Origin of the sequence: Paenibacillus tundrae (assembly GCF_030812775.1) — a bacterium.
GTDB classification, from domain to species: domain Bacteria; phylum Bacillota; class Bacilli; order Paenibacillales; family Paenibacillaceae; genus Paenibacillus; species Paenibacillus tundrae_A.
This window is the reverse complement of sequence record NZ_JAUSTI010000003.1, coordinates 304,594-326,836: the sequence shown is the minus strand read 5'-3', so window position 1 is coordinate 326,836 and position 22,243 is coordinate 304,594. Positions and strand designations below refer to the sequence as shown.

Below are 22,243 nucleotides of genomic sequence, written 5' to 3'. Positions count from 1 at the left end.
TCGGTTTTTTTATAGCTTTTCTCTGTGTCACATTTTCCTCTTATTGACAATCTGAGCTTCTTCTCGTATTATACATACCAACGGTCGGTATTAATGAGGAGGTAGCTATGGCTAGGAACAAATTCCCTGAACAGACGTTAGAACACATCCTTACGGTATCAGCACAATTATTCACCGAGAAAGGCTATGAGAAGACGAGTATTCAGGACATTATTGATCATTTAGGCATGTCCAAAGGTGCGGTCTATCATCATTTCAAATCCAAAGAAGAGATCCTTGATGCGGTTATGGAGAGACAGTTTGCTTTTGCAGCCCAAATGCTGGATCAACTTGTGGAGAATACTGACGCAAACACAGCTAAAGACAAATTAGTGTATATTCTAGAACACATTGTCTCTAATCAACAGGTACACTCGTTGGACCGAGTGCTGTTAACTCAAATTAAAAATCCTTTATTTATCGTCAAAGGCATTCAACAAACGGTTCAAATGGATGCCCCGATTATAGCTGCCATCATGCGTGAAGGCGTTACAGACGGCTCAATCAATACTGAAAACCCTGATGCTTGTGCGGAAATTTTTCTAATGCTGATCAATATTTGGATTAATCCAGCCTTATTCAGTCGAACACCTGATGATACGAAGAAACGTCTACACTTTCTGCAACACATGATGAGCACCATCGGTGTTCCGATCGTTACGGATCAGTTAATTGATCAGATTATCCACCAACATAACGAGATGGGGGCTTACAGCTATTCCGCTGAGGACACTTTTCACCAAGCAAGAGATGAATCGAATGAAAAGTAACTCACACACCATTCGTAAAGAATGGCTTGTTCAAGACCCGGTCCTTTCCCTCTCTCTCGAATGGATGCACGGTGAAGTGTACTTGTATCGTAGTACCGAACAGCATGTTCGAATTATTCAGCGAGCTTCTGTGCATTTTCCGAGTAAACGATGCTTCACAACCCGTTACCACAAGGGTTCACTTCAAATTGGTGACGGACGTTCGAAGTCGTTTCCGATCGGTATTCACTTTCAGCGCACATCGTTAGCCATTGGACTTCCTCCATCTACACTGGAACAATTGTACCTTCGGGGCGCAGGTACTCGGTTTATCGTAAAAGATGCTCAAATAAGCCACTGTGAGTGTATCTGTACCTCAGGACAATTGCATATCTCCGGTGATACGCAGCAGCTCAGTCTACGCATGGTCGGCAGTCATGTACAATCACAGCATTTAACTGCAGAACACATGAACATAAAAGGTATATCCTCACGCTTTCAACTTGCAGGTCAGTTCTCTCATATTCAAGCTAATACAACGGGCAGAACACTCTCCATTCATTCAGCCAGCATGCCACAATCGATAAATAGCATTGCTACCGGGTGTAATGTGAATTTACGAATTCCTAACCCGAATGAAGGGTTCCGATTGCATTATAAACACGTCGGAGGCACACTTCAGAGTGAGTTCCCCCTTCAATCAATTCGTGACGAGCATATTTATGGGAATGCATCCGCCTCTTTTCACGCCCAAGTTCGAGGTGGACGATTTACTCTAGGCACGTATTCATCCCATTCGTTATAGAGGAGGAACGCATTATGAGCATCGGTTGGATTGTAGGTACTTCCTTAGCTATCATCGTATTGTTGTCTGGACTTGTAGGTTTAAACCAAGCTACTCGAAGACAACGTAAGGTTCGTTGGCCATGGTGGCTCATCGGGTTTAGCGTAGCAGCCCTGATCAGTGCGGCAATTAATTATCCTGGAACTTAATGCAATTTCTATTCACATGTGATCCTTCATCTAAATAAACACGAACGGAGCCTTTGCAGTTTAATGGCTGTGTATGCCTATATAAACGAACACAAAAATCCGCAAAAGCCTTATGGCTGCTGCGGATTGTCTATCCAACTTTTGCATGCATATCCCATGTATAGAATCGTCTCTCGCAATAGAAAAGGAAGCTTGCTGCGCCACGTCTGGTAGGCTGTCGTAAGTGTTGGAGAAGGTACAACATCCATGCCCAAACCGTTAGCCAACATCATCGCTCGTTTCATATGTAACGGATCACTTACAATCGTATACGTGTGGAAACCTGCTTGCTCTCCGACACCGATTGAATACTTAAAGTTCTCCTCAGTAATGCGCGATTGTGTCTCAAGCCGAATATCTACTGGATTCACTCCATGTGCTATGGCATAATCACGTCCAACCTCAGCTTCCGAACGTTGATCCACACTGCCTGCACCACCAGTGAACAGCAATTGACTTACTGCACCCTGATGATACAACAATATGGCGTGTTCAATACGTTCGCGAAATACCGGTGAAGGTTCGTTCCCTACCACTGCTGCGCCAAGTATAATAGCCGCATCCGAAATACGTGTCGATGCTTGCTCACTATACGTCGTGATTAACCAAGCCGTGATAAAAGCCCATACAACTCCACCACTAACGATGGATGCCAAGAAAATTAGTATTATTCGCTTCAACTTTGGCTTCATCTTGTCTGACATGCCTCTAGTCACAATGCCTCATCCTCTTCGGTTGAACGACAATGCACGCTCTCCTCATGCATACGTTCAAGCCGTTGCAATGCTGCGGCAGACTCCGCATCCAGACCAAGTTGGGCAATCCATGCAGCCGTGTAAATCTGCAGGGTCATTTCCAGTTCTTGCGCACGGTTCTTAAAATCCTCTAATTCACTTATCATCCTTGATCGCCCTTCAGGGCTAAATGTCTCATGGATTCGCTCCTTGAAATAATGATGCACGATACTATTACGTTGCTGCCATAGTTCGTTTAATTGCCGGGTCTCGTCATCCGAGAACGTAAAGTGATGGCGAACTTCGTGGATAAGCTGTCCCAATGAACTGCCCATTTTCCGCTCGTATAGATCCTCCAGATCTTCATCTGTCATCACTTTACCCTGCGATAATTTCATTAATAAGATCAGATTAACCAACTGCTGTTCAAGGGACTGTCCATAATAAACCGCTAACCCGTAATAAGCAAACAATTCTCTGGAGTGTTCGCTGTCCAGCATGTCACCATTCTTCATGCCTGTGTTGTGCATAAGCGAGCGCCCCCTCATCTCCGTAAATGTTACTCCATCATCATGTCCCTCTATCGTAACCAAACCGGGACTAACATTCAAGTTAACGATGAGGACGGCTTCTAACTCCGTAGATCCCTTCTGCCAGATAGCCAAATATGAGCGCTCAAAAGCAACATTGCATATACTGCCGACCATGTGCAGACCAGAACAATCTGGTCTAAACCGTCCCCATCGAACAACATCATCTTTTGAACAAGGTAGAACGCAGGTGGTAGTATGTACGATATCCATTGAAGTGATTCGGGTAATCGCTCCGATAATGATACTTGTACGAATGATGATAGTAATACAACGATGAAGATGGGTAAGCTCCAGCTGAGCCGGGATATGTATGCGTTCTGAAAGAAAACACTGATGCTAAGACCTAGAAGTGCTAACACAAGATGTCCACACCAAGCAACGATCCATTCATGGGTGGTCGGCTGCCTCTCAAACATGCCAGTAATGATAGGATATACAATGGTAATCAAGGTCATGGCCAATTGCATAACCGCTGCACAGATCAATTGTCCGATAGCTACTTTTCGTCTACTTCCTGCATGAAGCACCAATAATTGAATCTGACCCGGGGGTTCGGCGTTCATAACGGTCAAACCTAACCAGGCTGATCCAAAAAAGAGCAGCATGGCTGTTACCCCATAACTATCCGCTACTGGATTAGGTTTATATGAGTATATAAGCAACATAACGATCGTATAAAACACGACAGGTGCGAGATATTTCTGTGAACGAATGTTCTGTTGCAACAAGTACTTGATTAAATACATCATTGAGCATCCTCCTTAACAACAGATGCAGCAGATGGAGCATCAAGAGATGAAGTATCCTTTTCGTCTGCTATCGCTTGGGTAGGTGAGTCCCCTTCTAACAAACGTTCCATCTGAATTAAACTTTTATCCTGCTGAACAGATACGATGGAACCACCTGAAGCAACAATCTGTGCAATGATCTGGTCTGCAGAGCTGCGACTTACTCTCCAATCCCACACCCATTCGTTATGTTCGATATCCTCATGTCGTTCTGCACGAGAGCTATGAACAGATCGAACACCTAGTTGTCCAGTAGTGTTCGCTATCTGATCTACTTGTCCCGAATCTACCGCATGGCTCATGAAACTCTGGATTCGCATGTCAGGCTCACCAATGCATGCCAAATCGGATTGTCTCCAATGACGAAGAATTTGTCCGTGTTGCAGAACGATCACATGATCTGCCATACGTTCTATGATTAAGGGCTCATGACAAGCCGTTATAATCGTTGTTCCTTGCTCTTTCCATTGTTGTAACAGTGATACGATGGCTTCCTGTGCCGCATGGTCCAGGCCGGACAACGGTTCATCCAGCAAGATCAGCCCACCTGGACCTGGCAGCAGGGATTGAATTAAGTTCACCTTCTGAAGGGTGCCCTTAGACAACAGAGGGAGCTGCTGATCAATCGCTGCATCCAGGAATAATCGTTCGCTCCATTGTTTGATGCGCTGCTCTAGCACAGTGGAGCGAATGCCATGAATCCTTCCCATTGTCATAAGGTACTCTTTAGCCGTAAAGGGGAGCTTCGGTAGCCCATCAATGGCGAGCATTGTTCGCCCCTTAAAGGAAGATTGCATGCTTCCTGAATTCGGTAGGATCATTCCTGCTAACATTCGTAGGAGTGAGCTTTTGCCTGAGCCATTTCTACCAACTAACACCGCACACTCCCCTACAGCTACATGGAAACTGATTTCACGCAACACCTGAACTGAGCCCAGACGTTTGCATACCTGTTGAAGCAGAATCCCTTCGGCTCCTGAATGATATGTCTGCTTCTCCTCTACGTTGGTTGTGTTCTTAGAACGTGTATTTGTCCTCCAACCCACCAAGTTATCACATCCGTTCTGGTGCTTTTACACCGAGTAAGTTCAAACTGTGTGCCAAACGTTCAGCCGTACGTTCCGTTAACGCTAACCGGAAAGCTCTTTCTTCGAGTGGCGCGTCTGCGATTCGTTCTGCATGATAGAACCGGTTAAATGCCTGTGCAACATCAATTGCATATTTGGCAATGACGGAAGGCTCATTGCGTTGCACGGCTTTGCTCAAAAATTCAGGATAATTAGCCAGCAGTTTTAACAACGCCCAAGTTGGTTCACTCGTGGTTACTTTCTGCTTCGTACTGTTGCTCTCGTGATCAATTGCTGTTAGTTTCTCTTCAAGATCTTTCTCCGTTTCGGCAACTTCTCTCGCCTTAGCCAGCACACTTTTGATTCGAGCATAGGCATATTGCACATATGGACCCGTCTCACCTTCAAAGCTCACCGCATCTTCCAAAGAGAAATCGATATCATTCAGACGATTATTGCTTAGATCTCCAAATACGATTGCCCCTACACCCACTGCCTCCGCAACCTCCTGCGGATTAGGTAAGTTGGGGTTCTTCTCCTGTATGATCTGCATTGCACGGGAGACCGCTTCGTCCAATACTTCTTGTAAAAAGACGACCTTACCACGACGAGTAGACATTTTCCGACCTTCGAAACGCATGAGACCAAACGGGATATGCTCACAATTTGCAGACCAGTCATGACCCATCCGGGATAACACCGCAAACACCTGATTGAAGTGCAGCTTCTGCTCACCTCCAACCACATACAACATCTTGTCTGCTTTCATGACATCATGCCGATATATTGCCGTGGCTAAGTCCCTTGTTGGATAGATCGTTGTTCCATCTTTTTTGATAATTAAGCAAGGTGGCATATTCTCTTCTTCCAGGCGCACCACAAGTGCTCCATCACTCTCTTCCAGCAAACCTTTCGCTCGGAGTTCATCTACGACTGCACCCATCTTATCGTTGTAAAAGCTCTCACCAAGCGTGTGGTCAAACTGAACGTTTAAACGCTCATACATTCGATCGAATTCCTTCATGCTTACTTCAACGAAAAAAGCCCATAGTTGCTTAGCTTCTTCATCCCCTTGCTCAAGCTTGCGGAACCATTCTCTTGCCTCAACCTCCAAAGAGGGATCATGTTCAGCCTCATCGTGAAAACGAACATATAATTCAAGCGAAGTGCGGATTGGTTCTGCCTGTAGTGCAGCATCGTTTCCCCACCGTTTGTAAGCCGCAATCTGTTTGCCAAACTGGGTACCCCAGTCCCCCAGATGATTAACACTCACCGCGGTATAACCCGCTTCATTATACAGACGATATAACGCAGCTCCAATGACCGTTGAACGCAGATGTCCGACGCCAAACGGTTTGGCAATATTGGGAGAGGACATATCAATCACAACACGAGCAGCATTACCTTCCTCAAGTTTGCCAAATCCAGGCTGCCCCAACTCCTGCAGCAGCTCCGCTGCCAGCTTCTCACGTCTAAATCGGATGTTGACATACGGCCCTGCTGGAACAGCCTCCAGAATATCCGATTGCAATGCACTCGCAATCTCCGTTGCGATGGCTACGGGAGCCTTTTTTAACGACTTAGCTAACACAAAACACGGAAACGCAATATCCCCCATCTCCTGTTGCGGCGGTACTTCCAAAAGCTTGAACACCTCTGCTTCTTTAAGCCCTGCTAAGGGGGCGATAAGTGAAGCAGCCTGCTTTTTCAACATATAAAACACTCCTTGATCTTTAATAAATATACGTAAATTACAAAACAAAAAAAGCCCTCGTCTCCTATAACAAGAGACGAGAGCTATTATTCACAGTTCCCGCGGTACCACTCTAAGTGAACAGTATCTAGGTACAGGAATGATTCGCCCTACTACTGTTCCGCTCGGTACGATTAACGGTCGCATGCCGGATTACCCTCACACTGATGAGTTACAATACTGCAGACATGTAAACATCACTTCGGACAACCATCTCACAGGTGCGTTTCACACAGATCATTTCATACCGGCTTCCACCCGCTCCGGCTCGCTGTCATGTATGGGTCTGGTTACTCTCCTGATCACAGATATTGGTAAGTTTCAATTCATTGCCATCATTATACAGACTGAGATCTGCTTTGGCAACTGGTAAACCTTACTTTCCATACTTTATCTTCGTTGTTCAATTTCGCACGACCTATGCTCTAGATGTATACTAGATGCAAAATGAGTCTACAAACTTCAACGTTTCTCATTAGAAAATCCCCTTAAGAGATAACGTTTTCATCTGCGTAGATGCTCAGCAAACGTCATTTGCTTTAAGGGGACTAGGCTAGTCTGTTATTTATTTATATACCATTATGCCACGACTAACGCCATTATGCGGCACGCCTCTGCACATTTACGGCAAGCTTCAGCGCAGGCTTGGCAATGATCATGTCTATGCTTCTCACATTCCGCCGCGCAGGCTTCACATGCTTTTACACATAAATCGCAAATCTCAGCGATAAAATCACTTCCGCGTGTCATCGCTTGTGCAGCAAAGCCACAGATCTCCGCACATTCTCGACTCAATCGAATGCAATCACGCAACATGGCTAAATCATATTCTTTCAAGCTTGATATGTAACATACGTTGCAAGCATTCATCGACTCCAGGCAAGCATCAATACATTGTTGAATTTGTTGTTGTGTCATTTAAAGTTACCTCCCAGGCAAAGTTTCCTATGCTTCTTAATAACCAGCCTGGAGGAACCTTGAATCATTACCCTGTTTTTACCGCTTCGAGTGCCAATAACTGGTTTCGGATAATGGTTTGATCAAAATGCTCCCCGATGAACACCGCAACATTGGGCACATCGCCCTGAGGTGTGATTTTCATGTAGTCCGACTCACGATAAGCATACTGGAACCAAAATCGGCTGGCTGTATCACTAAAAGTCAAAATTCCCTTAGCACGATACACATCCCTTGGCAATTGTGACACAAAGGATTCAAATGCTTCACTATTTACCGGCGCACTGAAATAATGTGTGTATACCATCACATGTTCATGTGAAGCATGCGGATGAGGCTGATGATTCATCCCCTGATTATGTTCATCATTCTGATCATGGGAGTGATCACCGTGAGAATCATCGGAATTCTCATGTGAGTGATCATGCCCTACCCGATTAGCCGGCGATGATTTATACTGTCCATGGTGGTTACATCCATGTACTGCACAGGCTTCCGTATGGACATGTTGTCCTTCACTGGGGTGCTGCTCTGAGTCACTACGTGATGCACTTCCGTGGACAGCAACGCCACTTTGAAGCAACATATCTAGATCGACCTCACATTTAACGGTTGGGATGACCGGAGCAAAGGCATTCCATTTCGCGAGTAATTGCTTCAAGCTGTCCAGTTCCTGCTCGTTTACACGATCTATTTTGTTCAATAGTAATACAGACGCACAGCGAATCTGTTCTTGCATCAGCTTGTATGTCTGACCTTTCTGTTCAAGGTATAATCCAGACAAATGCGCAGCATCTACTACAGTAATTAAGCTTGTCAACTCTAAGCGCATGTACAGTGACGTTTCCGTTACAGCATCAAGAATCTCCATCGGATTGGCTGCTCCCGTTGCCTCGATAATGATAACATCAGGAGATTCTGTCTGTATCAGCTCTGCAAGCTGTAGTCCTAAGTCTCCGCGTACCGTACAGCATATACATCCACCGAGCATTTCGGTCATCGGAACAGAAGAATCCACAACTTGTCCATCTAAATTCACTTCACCTAACTCATTCATGACCACAGCAGGGCGTAATCCTTGTTGCTGCCAATGTTCGATCAGTTGAACGAGCAGCGTGGTTTTACCGCTTCCCAGAAAGCCTGACAATATATATACAGGGATGGATTGATCTTTTACAAGCGTTTCATTCATCGTTATACACCTCTTTAGCCTGACCATTGAATCTGATCAATTTCTACCCTAGGACATGTCTGACAACTCACTGAAGTGCATCTTTCACCGCCTTTTCGCCCCCTGCTGCGTCACTTTCCCTTGACGTGCCCCGGCACGCCTGCGGAAAACTTCCTTGCTTGGAACGAAAATTCGGCAAAATCTGCTCCTTCGGAGTTTTCAGACACGCCCTAGCGAGTGTACACCAAGTAGGATTCGCTTTGCAATATGTACGTACCCCTGTACTCTTCGCATTGCCTGATTTCGCTCGATGGTCTATGCTATGGAGACATGATATGAGGAGGATTGTTTAAGGTGATTAATTCAGTGGAACAACATCGCCAGGAAGCCCCTAACACGGTTTCATGTATGATTGTTACGGTCTCGGATACTCGAACGAAGGATACGGATACTAGCGGTCAGCTTATGCATCAGCTCTTATCTGAAGCAGGCTACCAAGTTATCGACTACATCATCACACCCGACGAATCTGATCAGATTCGAGCAATCCTGCAGGATGCGGCTGTTCGCGATGATATAGAAGCAGTGCTGCTCAGCGGAGGAACTGGCATTGCACCCAGGGATACGACATATGAGGCTGTATCTTCATTGTTAGATAAGGAGTTGCCGGGATTCGGTGAGATCTTCCGCTTCCTTAGTTATACGGAGGATATTGGATCTGCAGCTATTCTTAGCCGTGCCGTGGCAGGAACGATTGGACGTACAGCCGTGTTCTCTATGCCCGGTTCCAGAGGAGCCGTCAAGCTGGCTATGGAAAAGCTTATTTTGCCTGAGTTACGACATGTGATGCGAGAAATATACAAACCCGTCTGAGCGCTCAGACGGGTTTCCATTGTTTTATTTTAATTACGTCATTCGAGCTATGTGCGGTCAATCCAACGTAATGTTCACACGGAAACGAGGAAGACAGTCATATTTTAGTCTAACTTATATAACATATGATCGAACACCTGCAACACTTCATCCTCATAGACATCTTTTTGCCCACCTGAAGCAGTGTAGACCATAGATACATAGCCTTTACTAAGAATCGATGTTTTGCCTAATACATTCTGCAATACAGCCTGATCCTCAGCGTTGCCATACATTTCTTTCATGCGAAGTGTCCGCGTATGATCATCGCCAAAAATATGAACTTTTACAACATGCCTTCCACTTCCGTTTAGCAGATACATGTACGTAATTCCACCCTCACCGTCATCAGCAGACATGTTATTCATCAGCTTTATGCCTTTTTCGTTGAACGCCCTATCCAACTCTTGAATAAAAGCTCCGTTCAGACCATGCCCCTGCGATTGTGCGCGGATATTCCCTTCGTTTGTAGCTTGCCCGGAATAGATTTTAACCTCCTGTGAAGTGGAGGATGAAGAGCAACCTATGAGCAACAAAATGCTTAATGCTAACATGAGGCCTGTTCGTGCAAGTGCATATGGCTTCATTTTAGGTAATCGATCTTGAGTTGTAGTATCCATGCTATCTCTTCCCTTCCGTCACGATGCTGTGAGATCGTATGGTAGAGTTAGCATGTCTAAGAGAATCAAATCTTATTCCATGACTTCAATAATTAAATTGATGTCTCCATTGTATTTACAACCGTGCGCCCAACAGCTTCTCCTTGTAAAATCGCTCCCAATGTCTGAGGCAACTGATCCCATGTAATCTCTTGAATGCCTAGTTCAAGTGCACGATCTGGCTTCCACTCACCACCAAGCAGCTTCCATAAACGTTCCCGACGTTCCATAGGGCAATATACCGAATCAATACCTATGAGCTGAATGCCTCGTAAAATAAATGGAAGCACCGTCGACTCAAATGCTGTCCCCCCGGTTAATCCCGAAACAGCGACCACTCCCCCGTACTGGATCTGTTTTAACCGTTCAGCCAGCGCTGAGCCTCCAACAGGATCAACCACACCTGCCCACAATTGTTTACCGAGTGTTCCTTTAGCTGGCGTGTCTGCTTCTTCTCGTGAAATGATGTGTGAAGCACCTAAATCTCGAAGCAGCTGCTCTTGCTTATCCTTTTTGCCTGTGCTGGCAGTCACCTCATATCCTAGCTTTGCTAGGATGGCTATTGCCATGCTCCCCACACCACCCGTTGCACCTGTCACCAAAATTTTGCCCATCTCAGGGGTTACACCCGCTTGAACCAGGGCATCGACAGAAAGTGCTGCGGTAAAACCTGCTGTTCCAATCGCCATGGCTTCTTTTTCACTGAGACCTGGTGGCAGTGGAACCAGCCATTCACTACGAAGACGTGCATACCGGCTATAGCCACCAAAGTGAGATACTCCCGGCTCATACCCCGTACTAATTACACGGTCACCTGGGGCAAATCGCCCGCTCACAGATTCCTCCACAGTTCCGGCCAGGTCTATGCCCGGCACGATAGGATATTCACGCACAACGCCTCCTTTTTCAATCGTAGCAAGTCCATCCTTATAATTGACACTAGAGTATTGAACCTGTAGTGTAACGTCTCCGTTAGGCAAATCCTCTTTTCTAAGCTGTTCTATGGAAGCCTTGACCTCCCCATCTTGTTCTTTTCGAACTACGTATGCTGGAAAAGTGTTCTCCATCGTTATCGTCTCCTATTGTTTTTTGTATTTTTAGAAGCAACTCATTTCGGAAACAGCTAAGGAAAACGAATTTCATGTAGTGAATTATTCATCACCATAATTCATAAGTTTCGTTTTTCCGGGTAGCGATGCCCTTATATCACTTTACTGCTTAATTCTGTCTGCTACTCGTTAAAAGGTATACTAACGGCCCGACTAGTGGAACAAGACCGATCCAAGCCCAAGCCTGTGAACGTCTACTAATTACGGCATCTCTATATATGGCAAGCACAGATAGCAGGGACAGTATGACAAAATCAATAGTCATAATGTGTACAAACGAGGATTGGCTGAATGCTTCCACATATGCTTCGACATTCCCCTGTGTCAGTCCATAAAAGAACGTCCCGAGGGTCAATAACAGCAAAATCCCATGCGTTAACTTATTTCCTACCAATCGACGAATACCTGACTTACGATCACTGCCGAAGGATAAGCTTGTGTTAGCTGGAGTTAACTTATGTGCTGAGATCCACGCGAAATAAGGTAACAACGCAAATGCTCCCAATCCAAATGATAGTATAACGAACGGCCATGCCGGAAAGCGACTACCTCGCTCTTGAGGTGATGTCCGTAATAATAAGCAAGCATAGATCGCGGGGAATATCCCCAGCCACGAAAATACGACAAGTAGCCACGGCTCCCTGCTCTGCATCGTAATCAATTCTCCAAATATGGGGTCATCGCCAGGTGGCTGTCCTGGTGCCCATAACCAAGCATAGATGATAAAAACCACCCATATTAATCCTAAAAACCATCTCATATGTACACCTCCTCTATCTTTCATCCCCCACGAATCTTTGCTTGAAACAGCAATCCAGCGGCTAATCGGTGAAGTTATTTGGTAAAAAGAGGTACGCTATGTCGAACTAAGAACTAATCGATTGCAAGATTTGGCGTCTCCTGCGCTTTCCCGAGAAATAATGATGCCATTTCCGCTTAACATCAGTTTCCGTTACACGTAGTATAGCGTAATCATCTGATCTCTTGTCCATGATGAATCACACAACTTCGATGAAAGTCATAACCACTTAGGTTCAATACCACGCTCGCCAAACTACCAAGGAAAGACACGCAGATGAAAAAAAGGCATAAGCCGAGCAACTCCCCGGTTATGCCTTACTCTATGATTAGGCGCTATTCTTCTGTGAATTGAACATGCTCTGCAATCAGCTTCTGTTTCATATTCCAAGCTGCCGGGCTGATGTTCACACGGTAAATCTCTGGATTGAGCTTCCGCTGATATTCTGGCCAGAACAGATTCATCTGTTCCCGATGGTAGCTGCGGATCTCATCTAAGGTTGGTAACTCGTATACTTTGCGTCCATTCACGAAGATAGGCTCTAGCATGTTAATCGCTTCGTAGCGGGTTACCGTTTTCTTTAGATAAGGGTGTAGCGGGTTGAACAGCTTGAGCGGCCCACCCTGCAATGGCTGCTCTTCACCCGGATAACAGATATAGTCCGCGATTGCTTTGCCATGTTTCGGATCAATGATCCGGAACACTTCCTTTTTACCTGGCGTAGACACTTTTTCAGGATTGGCTGATATTTTAAGCGTAGGTAGCATCTCACCACCATCAACTTCACGTTCTACCAGCTTATATACGCCGCCTAGAGAAGGCTGGTCAGAAGCCGTAATCAGCTGTGTACCGACGCCCCAAGTGTCAATACGTGCTCCCTGAGCCTTAAGGTTGAAGATTGTATTTTCGTCCAAATCGTTGGAAGCTACTATCTTCACATAATCCAGACCTGCTTCATCCAGCATTTGACGTGCTTGAATGGATAGATATGCCAAGTCACCACTATCCAGACGAATCGCATTCATCCTTTTGCCCTGACTCTCCAGCATTTTCGCTGTTTTGATCGCATGAGGTACACCGCTATTTAGCGTATCAAACGTATCTACCAGCAAGGTTACCTGATCAGGTAATACTTTAGCATACACGTCAAAGGCCTCCTGCTCGCTCATGAAGCTCTGTACCCAAGAATGCGCATGTGTTCCCGCTGTTGGGATTCCAAAACGCTCTCCTGCCAGCATATTAGATGTGGCATGGAACCCAGCAACGTAAGACGCACGTGCTCCCCAGATCGCCGCATCCGCTTCCTGTGCACGTCTTGTTCCGAATTCGAGCAAGGTATCTTGGCTTGCTACTTGCTTGATTCGCGATGCCTTTGTAGCAATCAACGTTTGATAATTCATGAAGTTAAGTATCGCCGTCTCCACAAGTTGCGTCTCCATAATAGAGCCTTCTACCCGAATAAGCGGTTCATCAGGGAATACGATTGCCCCTTCCTTCATCGAATGAATTGTGCCCTGAAATGAAAACTGGAGCAATTCTTCCAGAAAGACAGGATCGTAATTTTCCTCTTGTTTCGATAAATACTTGATGTCGTCCATGTTAAAGCGAAGTTGGCTGATGTAATTCACAATGCGTTCCAATCCGGCAAAAACAGCATATCCGTTTCCAAACGGAAGTTTGCGGAAATACGCTTCAAACACTGCTTTTCGCTTGTGAGTTCCATTCACCCAGTGGGCATACATCATATTGATCTGATATTTATCTGTATGTAAAGCCAGGCTAGTCGTCTGCATTTGTCTCATCCTCTCTGACTTCCGCTCATGTTCATAGGCATTACCTGTGAACACAGGTTACCATGTGGAGACTCTCTTCATGATTACATAACATTAACCAAGTCGTTGTGAATCCAAAAAAAGTCTCCGGTTTATTTGATTCACCATATTTAAAGCCAATCTAACAGCTCGCAGGGTTCAGTAAGCTACTGTTTAAGAATAGTCTCTCTTGCTTTCACGACTTGAGCCCCTAGACTCGAACGGAAATGTTCTAGTGCCCACTCATGTCCAGCAGCATTAAAACTGGCCACAGCATCCTCATACACCGTGATGTGAAAGCCTTTGTTGTAGGCATCCACCGCTGTATGTAATACACATATATCGGTACACACACCTATCAGTGCAATATCTGTAATTCCGCGTTCCCTGAGCCGAAGCTCCAGATCTGTTCCACAGAAGGCACTATATCTCGTCTTATCCATCCAACGAATATGCTCTTTGCGATCCTCCATCACTTGGGCTAAGCTTCCATATAGTAGCCTTCCCTCTGTATCCCTAATGTTATGAGGCGGAAAAAGTGTAGTTTCCGGATGGTACGGATCATTCTGTTCGTGCAAATCTACAGCCATAATGACTTCATGCTTATGATCACAGTAATTCTCAGTAATTGCAGCTACAGTCTCTTCAATCTCAACTGCCGGCTCACCAACAGGCAAAGCGCCTGTCACAAAATCTCGGGTAAAATCGATGACAATCAATGCTTTCATCGTCTGCACTCCCTTTATTTTGAGAATAGTCTAAGCCTGATTCAATCCTAAGTTAACTTGGCCATTTAGGTATAAATGGATAAGCGAGGCACAAGTTCTGTGAAACGATAGAGCTGCGCCGGACGCTGTGAATATTGATTGGAACTGAGTAGGTTGCCCTCTTCATCTCTTACTTCTTCTACGATCCCTTTACGACTACGCGTTGAAGTAATCTTACGAATGAAATTCGGTTCTTCAAAATCAGGGACAACACTCTGAATGACCTGGTATAATTCACTTAACGTAAAATCACGTGGAAGGAACTGGCGTGCAATCGTCGTTTCCAGCATTTGTTGCTGAATCCGGCGATACGCATCCTCTATAATGGTTCGATGATCAAACGCAAGCTCAAGCTCCTCGAGCGCTTCTTGAATCGTAAAGAGTCCAACATCTTCTGCATCGTCTGCAGCCTGGCGGTGTTCCAGCATCCATTCCTCCACCAGTGCAAAGAACGCATGTGAAATAATCCAGCCCCGTGGATCACGCCCCGGTTGACTATATACATTCAGATATTCTAAATGTCCACCATCCACGCCTGTTTCCTCCATCAGTTCCCGCTTTGCAGCATCGTAGATTGACTCGTTCTCTTGACAAAATCCACCCGGCAGAGCCCATCTTCCCGCAAAAGGCCATCCTTTGCGTTTAATAAGCATAACCTTGAGTTCCCGAATAGGAAGGGTCTTCGTGACCGTCTTCCGCTCTCGTTTGGTCAAGGTGAACATGACGATATCCGCTGGCACGCCATCGGGAGTACGATATTTCTTGGAACTATATGCACGAGCCGCTTGTTCATCGCTATCAGCATTTAAGTGTTCGTAGTTTTCGCTCATGGGCACCACCGACTATTTTCAATTTGATAATCTCATTATGACGTAATAAAATCTTTTGTCAACCTTTGGATTCAGTAGTTTGCTTTCTAACCCCTGCAATACGGAATGTCGCTGTTGCCATACAACCGAGTGTACCGGTAGCGTCTCGAACCTCAGATTGTGCTGTAACGCTGCGTCCTGCTTGATGCAGTACCGTCGAGGTCACCATTAATTCCCCTTGTTTCATCGGAGCTAGAAAATGTACATTCAGATTCGTAGTTACACAACTGTCCACTGCCATTGCAGCGGTTGCCACCATTCCCATCGCCTGATCCATCAGAGATGTCAGCACACCTCCGTGGATAATACCCATAGAATTGGTATGGTGCTCACCTGCAGTGAGTCCAATTTGCACTTCTTTTTCATCACCTTTAATATATCGGCAGCCCAGGAAGCCCCAGAAGCGCTCCTCGCCCTCTTCAACCATTTTGTCCAAAATACTCATTATTGATTTCCCCTTTATTCTCTTTGATGTATATCGCTCTTGATGTCCTGTGTTTTAGTGAATCTTCTGCAGCTTGAACTCACACAAAATAACCCCACGAAGTGGAGCCTCTCAATATAATATCTAATTACATTCGAGTCTGTTCCCTGCTTCGTCCTATAAGAGGCTGTTCCGAAATTGAACACACATACTATACATCAAAAAGGCGCGGACTGCGTCCGCACCCTTCTACAACTTAACCGCAGCTCGTCGGAGGTGAATCCGTGCCAGCTTCTACATTTACTTTCTCTGAGACTGTATCCCGAATAACAGAAATGACAAGCTGAAGCAGATAGTTAATATCACTCTGGCTCTGCTGGAATTCAGTTACCAATGGAATGCTGTCCAGTTCATCCTGCAAATCGGTAATTTCTTGTTCGATCTTGTTTACCATATCAGCATTTTTGAAACTTTCGAAGGCAACAATCTCTTTTTGCTTCTTCTTAATCGTTGCAATCAACTGCTGAATGCGCTCATGGTCGCGAATTTTGGATTCTGCCTGTTGAAACTGCTTAACTTCCTCGCTGGTTCCAAGCATATCCGCCAATTCTTTGGCTTTTCCCATAATATCGTCGCGTATGACCAGATTGCGCGTATCGTAGGTCGGCATACCATAATGGTTGTACTGCACTTGCTCCTGCGCCACTGAAATCGCTCCATTCTATGAGATAATATAAGATGGTTCTTTGGTGAATATGATTCAGACGATCGCTCCAAGACCGCTACGGGCACGGATCGTTCTTTTGATCGCTGTTGTCCATGTATTTTTTGATTGAATTGTTCAAAGGGTAAAATACAGTGACAAAGGCGAGCGCTTCGCTTCTACAGAATCGATTCCGTTCCCTCCGCTACTTTTGCTGTAGTCCGAGACATATAAAAACCTAAAACTATCTTATTGGGTTGTGGGTACTGATATTGTTTATATTACTGGTTGGCAGCTACTGGCTCGTTGAGCAGGTTACCGCGAATATAGAACGTCATCGGATCTGTGATCTCCACATGTACGAATGTACCGATCAAATCCTTGGATCCTTCAAAATGAACCAATTTATTGCTGCGCGTCCGTCCTGCCAGAACATTCGAATTCCGTTTACTTTCCCCTTCAACGAGAACTTCTACCACTTTGCCACGCTGTTTCTCATTGCTGCTCTGGCTATACTCGTTGATCGTTTCATTCAACCGTTTCAGACGTTCCTTTTTCACTTCCATCGGTACATTATCCTCCATCACCGCTGCAGGTGTACCCTCACGCGGAGAGTAGATAAAGGTATATGCGAAGTCATAACCGACTTCCCGAACGAGTGACAATGTATCTTCAAACTGCTCATCCGTTTCTCCCGGGAAACCAACGATAATGTCAGTAGTCAATACGACATCCGGAATGGCTGTTTTAATTTTGTTTGCAAGCTGCAGATAGTGTTCCCGATTATACTTCCGACTCATACGTTTGAGCACTTCTGTACTCCCTGATTGCACTGGAAGATGAATATGCTCAACCAAGTTTCCACCTTTGGCTAACACCTCGATCAGGCGATCATCAAAGTCACGTGGATGACTGGTTGTGAAACGTACCCGTGGAATATCAATCTTGCGAATGTCATCCATCAAGTCACCGAAGCTGTATTTCAGATCCGTAAAGTCTTTACCGTAAGCATTGACGTTCTGACCAAGTAATGTAATCTCTTTGAAACCCTGTCTTGCCAGCTCTCGAACCTCAGCGATCACATCTTCTGGTCGTCTGCTCCGCTCTTTGCCTCGCGTAAATGGAACGATACAATATGTACAGAACTTATCGCAGCCGTACATAATATTCACCCACCCGCGCATACCTTCGCGTTTTTTCGGCAGATTTTCAATGATGTCGCCCTCTTTGGACCATACTTCAACGACCATCTCTTTGCTGAACAGAGCTTCCTGAATCAGATGTGGTAGTCGGTGTACATTATGCGTACCAAAGATCATATCGACAAATCCATGCTTTTGCATAATCCGATTAACGACGCCTTCTTCCTGAGACATACAGCCGCATACACCAAGCAATAGTCCTGGACGTTCGAGTTTGAGCGTTTTCAGATGCCCTAGCTCGCCGAACACTTTATCTTCCGCGTTTTCCCGAATCGCGCATGTATTCAGTAGTATAATGTCTGCCTCTTTGCGATCTTCTGTGGACTGGTATCCCATGGATTCCAGTAACCCTTTGATCGTTTCGGAATCATGCTCGTTCATCTGGCAGCCGTACGTATATACGATATAGTGTTTGCCTTTTCCTATGTTTTTCAGTTCATCTGGGATGGCGTTATCGTATAGTACCTGTACGTCTTCCTTGCCCCGCTGTTTCTCCTGACGATGATTCGGCTCCGATTTGATATTGATGTCCCGGCCCCGAATTCGAATCTTTTTGCTGAATTCATCTTGCGAAATTACTTTGGCATCGGAGAAATCAAAATATTGGGAGTAATCCTTTTTTGAGTCTTTAGCCATTTCCTTCGGTCACTCCTTACAGCCTCTATTAATAAAAATTCGTTAGTTCATCTCTAGGTCGCATATAAGCTTTATACTCCATAATTCAAAAGAGCATTACAGTAAATTATAACATGTATTGGGCTCTAGTTCCACATGCAAAGCGCACGCACCTTCTCCTCTAACGGATGACGAATGAGTGTCCCGTCCGAGCTTCAAATGCAACAAAAAACCCGAGCCCCACTGGATGATCCAGCTGTAAGGTATACTCGGGTTGCTGTATGAATGGAGCGCCAAGGCAACTCCACAATTGACATATTACAAATGACTAGTCGATGATCTCAGCAGTATCGCCGTTACGTGCGCCAGCTGCATTTGCTTCATCTGTGTCAATATGCATGTCCAAAGCAAAGGAATCAGATACACGAGCCAGTACATTTTCCAATACCAGACCACGATCTCCGCCCAGACGAACTTTCAGCATTTGTTTGTCCTCAATGCCCCATTTTGCAGCATCGGACGTATGGAAGTGAATGTGACGAGCGGCAACAATAACGCCTTTATCGATCGTTACTTCGCCAGCTGGCCCTTTAATTGTAATACCTGGTGTACCTTCAATGCTTCCGGACTCGCGTACAGGTGCTTTAACACCAATAGCGAAGGAATCCGTCATCGAAATTTCCAGTTGTGTTTCAGGGCGAACTGGACCAAGGATACGCACTTTATCAAACTGTCCTTTGGAACCAATTACAGCTACTGTTTCGTTAGCAGCATATTGTCCAGGTTGGGACAGAGGTTTAAACTCAGTCAATTCGTAACCTTTACCAAACAAAATTTCAACGTGCTCTTGGGATACATGAATGTGGCGGGCTGATACGCCCACAGGTACTGTTTTACTCATTGTGAATTTCACTCCTTGTTTATCTATGGCCTCATTAGGCTCTTAACAATCCAATGGTATTATACTCCTTTTTGCAGTGAAATGAAAACGAACTGATGAAAATTCATGAAATACACTTATTTTACCTGAATTTAACCCTGTTTTTGGGAAATCTGTCGTTTGATAAAACCTACTCTATTCCATCAATGGTCATGATCTTATAGCACGAGCACGAAATCAGACGCACATTTCTCTCAGATCATCATGCCTCTTACGACTTTGTTTAAACTTTACGTTTTCCTACAGGTTCGATTTCAGGCAAATTTTTGCTCAAATAGCTCACCCCGTTTCCCCAGATCCAGCCACGAACCAAGGATTCATCGTAGTGCTTGCATAGTGTATTGATTAAGTTCGGATAGTGTCCTGCGTGTTCAAGCTGTTCGATATATGTAGGAATTCCGTCAAAATCAGATCCAAGCATCAAATGATGCTGACCACCCAAAGAGCAGATCTGTTCAATATGTGGCAATAAATGCTCGATCTTAACATCACCTTCCTGCTTCACAAACCAAGGAACAAACGTGAGTCCTATTCGGCCATCCCGTGTAATAATCGCACGAATCTGATCATCCTTAAGATTACGCACATTCGGACATACCGTATAGCTGTTGGAGTGTGAAGCAATAAAAGGACGTTCACTAAGATCGGCAAGTTCCCAAAATCCTTTTTCGCTTAAGTGTGACACGTCTAGCAACATGCCTATCTGATTACAACGTTGAACCAACTGTCTGCCTTTCTCAGTCAGACCCGCTCCTCGCTGTTCCATAATTCCGTCTGCTGCCCAATTGGCATAATTCCACGTTAAACCCACAATGCGAACACCCATCTGGTAACAGATCTCTAGATAGAAGAGGTTTCCCTCCAGCCCATCCACACCCTCCAACGTAAGCAACCCCCATGGATGAGGCTGTGCTGCCTCCTGAGTGAGCTGTTCACGCCATAACAACTTTTGTGTACCTTCTGGGCGTTCATGATTACGTTCCACCTTAGTACGGTATATTTCCAACTGGCTCATCACATGTTCAAACTTACCTCTGCCCAACACTTCGGGTAAATATACAGCAAATGCTTGCAGTCCAATGTTGCCAGCCTGCAGTCGTTGCCAGTTCACATCAAGCTCTGGAGCATCTAGAAAGGAAATCCCCGGCTGTATCAACATTTTGCTAAGCACATCACAATGATAGTCTGCTATGAGCCATTTTTTCATTCGAATTCCCCCTTTTCTAGGCTAATATAGCGAATAGAACGCAAAAAACCTGTCTACTTCGTAAACAGGTTCTTGCTAAGAATGCATGTATTATCTGGGCTCCACAATCAGCTTAATGGCCGTTCGGTCCTCACCGTCAATCACAATGTCTGTAAAAGCTGGAATACAAATCAAGTCAACTCCGCTTGGTGCTACAAATCCCCGGGCTATCGCTACCGCTTTAATGGCTTGGTTCAGTGCTCCCGCTCCAATGGCCTGCAGTTCAGCATTTCCACGTTCACGAAGAACTCCTGCAAGTGCGCCGGCTACGGAATTGGGATTGGACTTTGCTGAAACTTTTAATACTTCCATGGTAAGTACCTCCCTGGGAATGTTGAATGTTTGTTTCCACTTACTAGATGTTATTCGCGGGAGGCAAAAAAATTCCTTCTTTTTAGAAGGGTTTCCTGGCAAAATGGGACATTACCCCTATTCCATGCGCCACTCGTCTTCTGTCAGGCGGATTTTTTCAATTCGTGTTGCTGCACCTGTAGATTCGTCAATCTCGACCACTACGCCGTGAAAATGCCATTTGCCGTCGTCTACGACAAAGCGCACAGGCAGTTGCGTATAGAATTTACGGAGCACTGCTTCACGCTCCATACCAAGAATACCATCACGTGGTCCAACCATACCTGCATCTGTCAGATAAGCTGTTCCACCTGGCAAAATGCGATCATCGTTACTCTGTACATGAGTATGTGTACCTACGACAAGAGACGCACGTCCGTCAAGATGCCATCCCATCGCGATTTTTTCTGAAGTCGCTTCAGCGTGCATGTCCACGAGAATACATTTATAATCCTGACGTAGCTCATCTACAATTTCATCAGCTACACGGAACGGGCAGTCCAGTGCAGGTAGGAAAGTCCGCCCTTGCAAGTTTACGATGGCCAGTTCTTTACCTTCGCCTTTGACCACAGTATAGCCTCTTCCTGGTGTACCAGGAGGGAAGTTCGCTGGGCGAATCATACGTGGTTCATCATCTATAAAATCAAAAATATCCTTGTTATCCCATGTATGGTTACCAAGGGTGATTCCATGCACACCCCAATTGAAAAATTCGTTAGCAATTGCACCTGTAATTCCTCGACCTGCGGCTGCATTTTCACCATTAACAATAATGACATGTGGTTTATATTTATTTTTCAGGTACGGAAGATTTTCTTTCAATGCTTTCCGTCCAACGTTGCCTACAATATCACCAATAAACAGAACTTTCATGGTACTGCCTCCTTCATTCCCTACAAATCTTCAGATTCTGACACTTGCAAATACTTGGTTATCAACAGGAAAAGTGGCCC

The 22,243-nt window shown here is 45.2% G+C and carries 24 protein-coding genes and 1 other annotated feature; of the genes, 4 read left to right on the top strand and 20 right to left on the bottom strand.

All coding sequences use genetic code 11. The features are described from left to right. Nucleotides 1-107: 107 nt before the first annotated feature. From J2T19_RS07280 to J2T19_RS07270, 3 genes are read left to right on the top strand one after another with little or no spacing between them, the layout of a single operon-like run. Nucleotides 108-809 carry a TetR/AcrR family transcriptional regulator gene (locus tag J2T19_RS07280; RefSeq protein WP_307214296.1) on the top strand — a complete coding sequence of 234 codons (702 nt, stop codon included), beginning with the start codon at nucleotides 108-110 and terminating at the stop codon, nucleotides 807-809. Further along, nucleotides 799-1,593, top strand: coding sequence for a hypothetical protein (locus tag J2T19_RS07275; protein WP_307214295.1), 795 nt, complete (start codon nucleotides 799-801; stop codon nucleotides 1,591-1,593). The genes J2T19_RS07280 and J2T19_RS07275 overlap by 11 nt, the downstream gene beginning before the upstream one ends. A gap of 14 nt (nucleotides 1,594-1,607) precedes the next feature. Next, nucleotides 1,608-1,781 carry a hypothetical protein gene (locus J2T19_RS07270; protein ID WP_239289443.1) on the top strand — a complete coding sequence of 58 codons (174 nt, stop codon included), beginning with the start codon at nucleotides 1,608-1,610 and terminating at the stop codon, nucleotides 1,779-1,781. 110 nt (nucleotides 1,782-1,891) lie between these two features. Here the strand turns inward: J2T19_RS07270 and J2T19_RS07265 are convergent, their stop codons facing one another. From J2T19_RS07265 to J2T19_RS07235, 7 genes are all read right to left on the bottom strand, one after another. After that, nucleotides 1,892-2,500: a YdcF family protein gene (locus tag J2T19_RS07265; RefSeq protein WP_307214294.1), complete on the bottom strand. Its 609-nt coding sequence runs from the start codon at nucleotides 2,498-2,500 to the stop codon at nucleotides 1,892-1,894. Nucleotides 2,501-2,532: 32 nt separating this feature from the next. Next, nucleotides 2,533-3,219: a hypothetical protein gene (locus J2T19_RS07260; RefSeq protein ID WP_307214293.1), complete on the bottom strand. Its 687-nt coding sequence runs from the start codon at nucleotides 3,217-3,219 to the stop codon at nucleotides 2,533-2,535. Next, on the bottom strand, nucleotides 3,186-3,896 hold the full coding sequence (locus J2T19_RS07255) for a hypothetical protein (protein ID WP_307214292.1): 711 nt from the start codon (nucleotides 3,894-3,896) through the stop codon (nucleotides 3,186-3,188). Before J2T19_RS07255 ends, J2T19_RS07260 begins: the two co-directional genes overlap by 34 nt. Continuing rightward, entirely contained in the window at nucleotides 3,893-4,981 is a 1,089-nt protein-coding gene (locus J2T19_RS07250) for an ATP-binding cassette domain-containing protein (protein WP_307214291.1), read from the bottom strand. The genes J2T19_RS07255 and J2T19_RS07250 overlap by 4 nt, the downstream gene beginning before the upstream one ends. 7 nt (nucleotides 4,982-4,988) lie before the next feature. After that, the gene (argS, locus tag J2T19_RS07245) at nucleotides 4,989-6,716 is read right to left on the bottom strand and encodes an arginine--tRNA ligase (protein ID WP_307214290.1); all 1,728 of its coding nucleotides are present in this window, start codon (nucleotides 6,714-6,716) and stop codon (nucleotides 4,989-4,991) included. Between the two features lie 69 nt (nucleotides 6,717-6,785). Next, nucleotides 6,786-7,070 (bottom strand) — a binding site (T-box leader). A gap of 264 nt (nucleotides 7,071-7,334) precedes the next feature. Then, nucleotides 7,335-7,673, bottom strand: a complete 339-nt coding sequence (locus J2T19_RS07240; RefSeq protein ID WP_307214289.1) for a four-helix bundle copper-binding protein — start codon at nucleotides 7,671-7,673, stop codon at nucleotides 7,335-7,337. A gap of 67 nt (nucleotides 7,674-7,740) precedes the next feature. Further along, on the bottom strand, nucleotides 7,741-8,904 hold the full coding sequence (locus J2T19_RS07235; RefSeq protein ID WP_307214288.1) for a CobW family GTP-binding protein: 1,164 nt from the start codon (nucleotides 8,902-8,904) through the stop codon (nucleotides 7,741-7,743). A gap of 387 nt (nucleotides 8,905-9,291) precedes the next feature. Here J2T19_RS07235 and J2T19_RS07230 point away from each other — a divergent pair, with 387 nt between their 5' ends. After that, on the top strand, nucleotides 9,292-9,756 hold the full coding sequence (locus J2T19_RS07230; RefSeq protein WP_307214585.1) for a MogA/MoaB family molybdenum cofactor biosynthesis protein: 465 nt from the start codon (nucleotides 9,292-9,294) through the stop codon (nucleotides 9,754-9,756). A 104-nt stretch (nucleotides 9,757-9,860) separates the two neighbouring features. Here J2T19_RS07230 and J2T19_RS07225 read toward each other — a convergent pair whose 3' ends face one another. From J2T19_RS07225 to J2T19_RS07165, 13 genes are all read right to left on the bottom strand, one after another. Then, nucleotides 9,861-10,415 (bottom strand): hypothetical protein, encoded by a 555-nt coding sequence (locus J2T19_RS07225; RefSeq protein WP_307214287.1) that lies wholly within the window; start codon nucleotides 10,413-10,415, stop codon nucleotides 9,861-9,863. 92 nt (nucleotides 10,416-10,507) lie between these two features. Continuing rightward, a complete protein-coding gene (locus J2T19_RS07220; RefSeq protein WP_307214286.1) occupies nucleotides 10,508-11,521 on the bottom strand; it encodes an acrylyl-CoA reductase family protein in 1,014 nt (337 codons plus the stop codon). 151 nt (nucleotides 11,522-11,672) lie between these two features. Then, entirely contained in the window at nucleotides 11,673-12,323 is a 651-nt protein-coding gene (locus tag J2T19_RS07215; protein ID WP_307214285.1) for a hypothetical protein, read from the bottom strand. Nucleotides 12,324-12,697: 374 nt separating this feature from the next. Beyond that, the gene (locus J2T19_RS07210; protein WP_307214284.1) at nucleotides 12,698-14,155 is read right to left on the bottom strand and encodes a nicotinate phosphoribosyltransferase; all 1,458 of its coding nucleotides are present in this window, start codon (nucleotides 14,153-14,155) and stop codon (nucleotides 12,698-12,700) included. Between the two features lie 185 nt (nucleotides 14,156-14,340). Continuing rightward, nucleotides 14,341-14,901, bottom strand: a complete 561-nt coding sequence (locus J2T19_RS07205; protein WP_307214283.1) for a cysteine hydrolase family protein — start codon at nucleotides 14,899-14,901, stop codon at nucleotides 14,341-14,343. Between the two features lie 65 nt (nucleotides 14,902-14,966). Then, complete coding sequence (locus J2T19_RS07200; protein WP_056700728.1) at nucleotides 14,967-15,770, bottom strand: NUDIX hydrolase; 804 nt, start codon at nucleotides 15,768-15,770, stop codon at nucleotides 14,967-14,969. Nucleotides 15,771-15,828: 58 nt separating this feature from the next. Beyond that, nucleotides 15,829-16,254 (bottom strand): PaaI family thioesterase, encoded by a 426-nt coding sequence (locus J2T19_RS07195; protein ID WP_056700726.1) that lies wholly within the window; start codon nucleotides 16,252-16,254, stop codon nucleotides 15,829-15,831. A gap of 235 nt (nucleotides 16,255-16,489) precedes the next feature. After that, nucleotides 16,490-16,903, bottom strand: coding sequence for a YlbF/YmcA family competence regulator (locus tag J2T19_RS07190; RefSeq protein ID WP_285859217.1), 414 nt, complete (start codon nucleotides 16,901-16,903; stop codon nucleotides 16,490-16,492). A 314-nt stretch (nucleotides 16,904-17,217) separates the two neighbouring features. Continuing rightward, the gene (gene miaB / locus J2T19_RS07185; protein WP_056700721.1) at nucleotides 17,218-18,774 is read right to left on the bottom strand and encodes a tRNA (N6-isopentenyl adenosine(37)-C2)-methylthiotransferase MiaB; all 1,557 of its coding nucleotides are present in this window, start codon (nucleotides 18,772-18,774) and stop codon (nucleotides 17,218-17,220) included. 307 nt (nucleotides 18,775-19,081) lie between these two features. Further along, on the bottom strand, nucleotides 19,082-19,654 hold the full coding sequence (pduL, locus tag J2T19_RS07180; protein WP_017689107.1) for a phosphate propanoyltransferase: 573 nt from the start codon (nucleotides 19,652-19,654) through the stop codon (nucleotides 19,082-19,084). Nucleotides 19,655-19,916: 262 nt separating this feature from the next. Beyond that, nucleotides 19,917-20,900: a dipeptidase gene (locus J2T19_RS07175; RefSeq protein ID WP_307214282.1), complete on the bottom strand. Its 984-nt coding sequence runs from the start codon at nucleotides 20,898-20,900 to the stop codon at nucleotides 19,917-19,919. 90 nt (nucleotides 20,901-20,990) lie between these two features. Further along, on the bottom strand, nucleotides 20,991-21,251 hold the full coding sequence (locus J2T19_RS07170; protein ID WP_019005392.1) for a stage V sporulation protein S: 261 nt from the start codon (nucleotides 21,249-21,251) through the stop codon (nucleotides 20,991-20,993). A gap of 117 nt (nucleotides 21,252-21,368) precedes the next feature. Beyond that, nucleotides 21,369-22,163, bottom strand: coding sequence for a TIGR00282 family metallophosphoesterase (locus J2T19_RS07165; protein ID WP_128101453.1), 795 nt, complete (start codon nucleotides 22,161-22,163; stop codon nucleotides 21,369-21,371). Between the last annotated feature and the right edge of the window lie 80 nt (nucleotides 22,164-22,243).

Excerpts from the sequence above, each read along its gene's own strand:
- J2T19_RS07270 (WP_239289443.1), top strand. The coding sequence starts at position 1,608 with ATGAGCATCGGTTGGATTGTAGGTACTTCCTTAGCTATCATCGTATTG.
- J2T19_RS07280 (WP_307214296.1), top strand. The coding sequence starts at position 108 with ATGGCTAGGAACAAATTCCCTGAACAGACGTTAGAACACATCCTTACG.
- J2T19_RS07255 (WP_307214292.1), bottom strand. The coding sequence starts at position 3,896 with ATGATGTATTTAATCAAGTACTTGTTGCAACAGAACATTCGTTCACAG.
- J2T19_RS07205 (WP_307214283.1), bottom strand. The coding sequence starts at position 14,901 with ATGAAAGCATTGATTGTCATCGATTTTACCCGAGATTTTGTGACAGGC.
- J2T19_RS07225 (WP_307214287.1), bottom strand. The coding sequence starts at position 10,415 with ATGGATACTACAACTCAAGATCGATTACCTAAAATGAAGCCATATGCA.
- miaB (WP_056700721.1), bottom strand. The coding sequence starts at position 18,774 with ATGGCTAAAGACTCAAAAAAGGATTACTCCCAATATTTTGATTTCTCC.
- J2T19_RS07210 (WP_307214284.1), bottom strand. The coding sequence starts at position 14,155 with ATGCAGACGACTAGCCTGGCTTTACATACAGATAAATATCAGATCAAT.
- J2T19_RS07170 (WP_019005392.1), bottom strand. The coding sequence starts at position 21,251 with ATGGAAGTATTAAAAGTTTCAGCAAAGTCCAATCCCAATTCCGTAGCC.
- J2T19_RS07200 (WP_056700728.1), bottom strand. The coding sequence starts at position 15,770 with ATGAGCGAAAACTACGAACACTTAAATGCTGATAGCGATGAACAAGCG.
- J2T19_RS07275 (WP_307214295.1), top strand. The coding sequence starts at position 799 with ATGAAAAGTAACTCACACACCATTCGTAAAGAATGGCTTGTTCAAGAC.
- J2T19_RS07175 (WP_307214282.1), bottom strand. The coding sequence starts at position 20,900 with ATGAAAAAATGGCTCATAGCAGACTATCATTGTGATGTGCTTAGCAAA.
- J2T19_RS07165 (WP_128101453.1), bottom strand. The coding sequence starts at position 22,163 with ATGAAAGTTCTGTTTATTGGTGATATTGTAGGCAACGTTGGACGGAAA.
- J2T19_RS07240 (WP_307214289.1), bottom strand. The coding sequence starts at position 7,673 with ATGACACAACAACAAATTCAACAATGTATTGATGCTTGCCTGGAGTCG.
- J2T19_RS07215 (WP_307214285.1), bottom strand. The coding sequence starts at position 12,323 with ATGAGATGGTTTTTAGGATTAATATGGGTGGTTTTTATCATCTATGCT.
- pduL (WP_017689107.1), bottom strand. The coding sequence starts at position 19,654 with ATGAGTAAAACAGTACCTGTGGGCGTATCAGCCCGCCACATTCATGTA.
- J2T19_RS07235 (WP_307214288.1), bottom strand. The coding sequence starts at position 8,904 with ATGAATGAAACGCTTGTAAAAGATCAATCCATCCCTGTATATATATTG.
- J2T19_RS07230 (WP_307214585.1), top strand. The coding sequence starts at position 9,292 with ATGATTGTTACGGTCTCGGATACTCGAACGAAGGATACGGATACTAGC.
- J2T19_RS07220 (WP_307214286.1), bottom strand. The coding sequence starts at position 11,521 with ATGGAGAACACTTTTCCAGCATACGTAGTTCGAAAAGAACAAGATGGG.
- argS (WP_307214290.1), bottom strand. The coding sequence starts at position 6,716 with ATGTTGAAAAAGCAGGCTGCTTCACTTATCGCCCCCTTAGCAGGGCTT.
- J2T19_RS07195 (WP_056700726.1), bottom strand. The coding sequence starts at position 16,254 with ATGAGTATTTTGGACAAAATGGTTGAAGAGGGCGAGGAGCGCTTCTGG.
- J2T19_RS07190 (WP_285859217.1), bottom strand. The coding sequence starts at position 16,903 with ATGCCGACCTACGATACGCGCAATCTGGTCATACGCGACGATATTATG.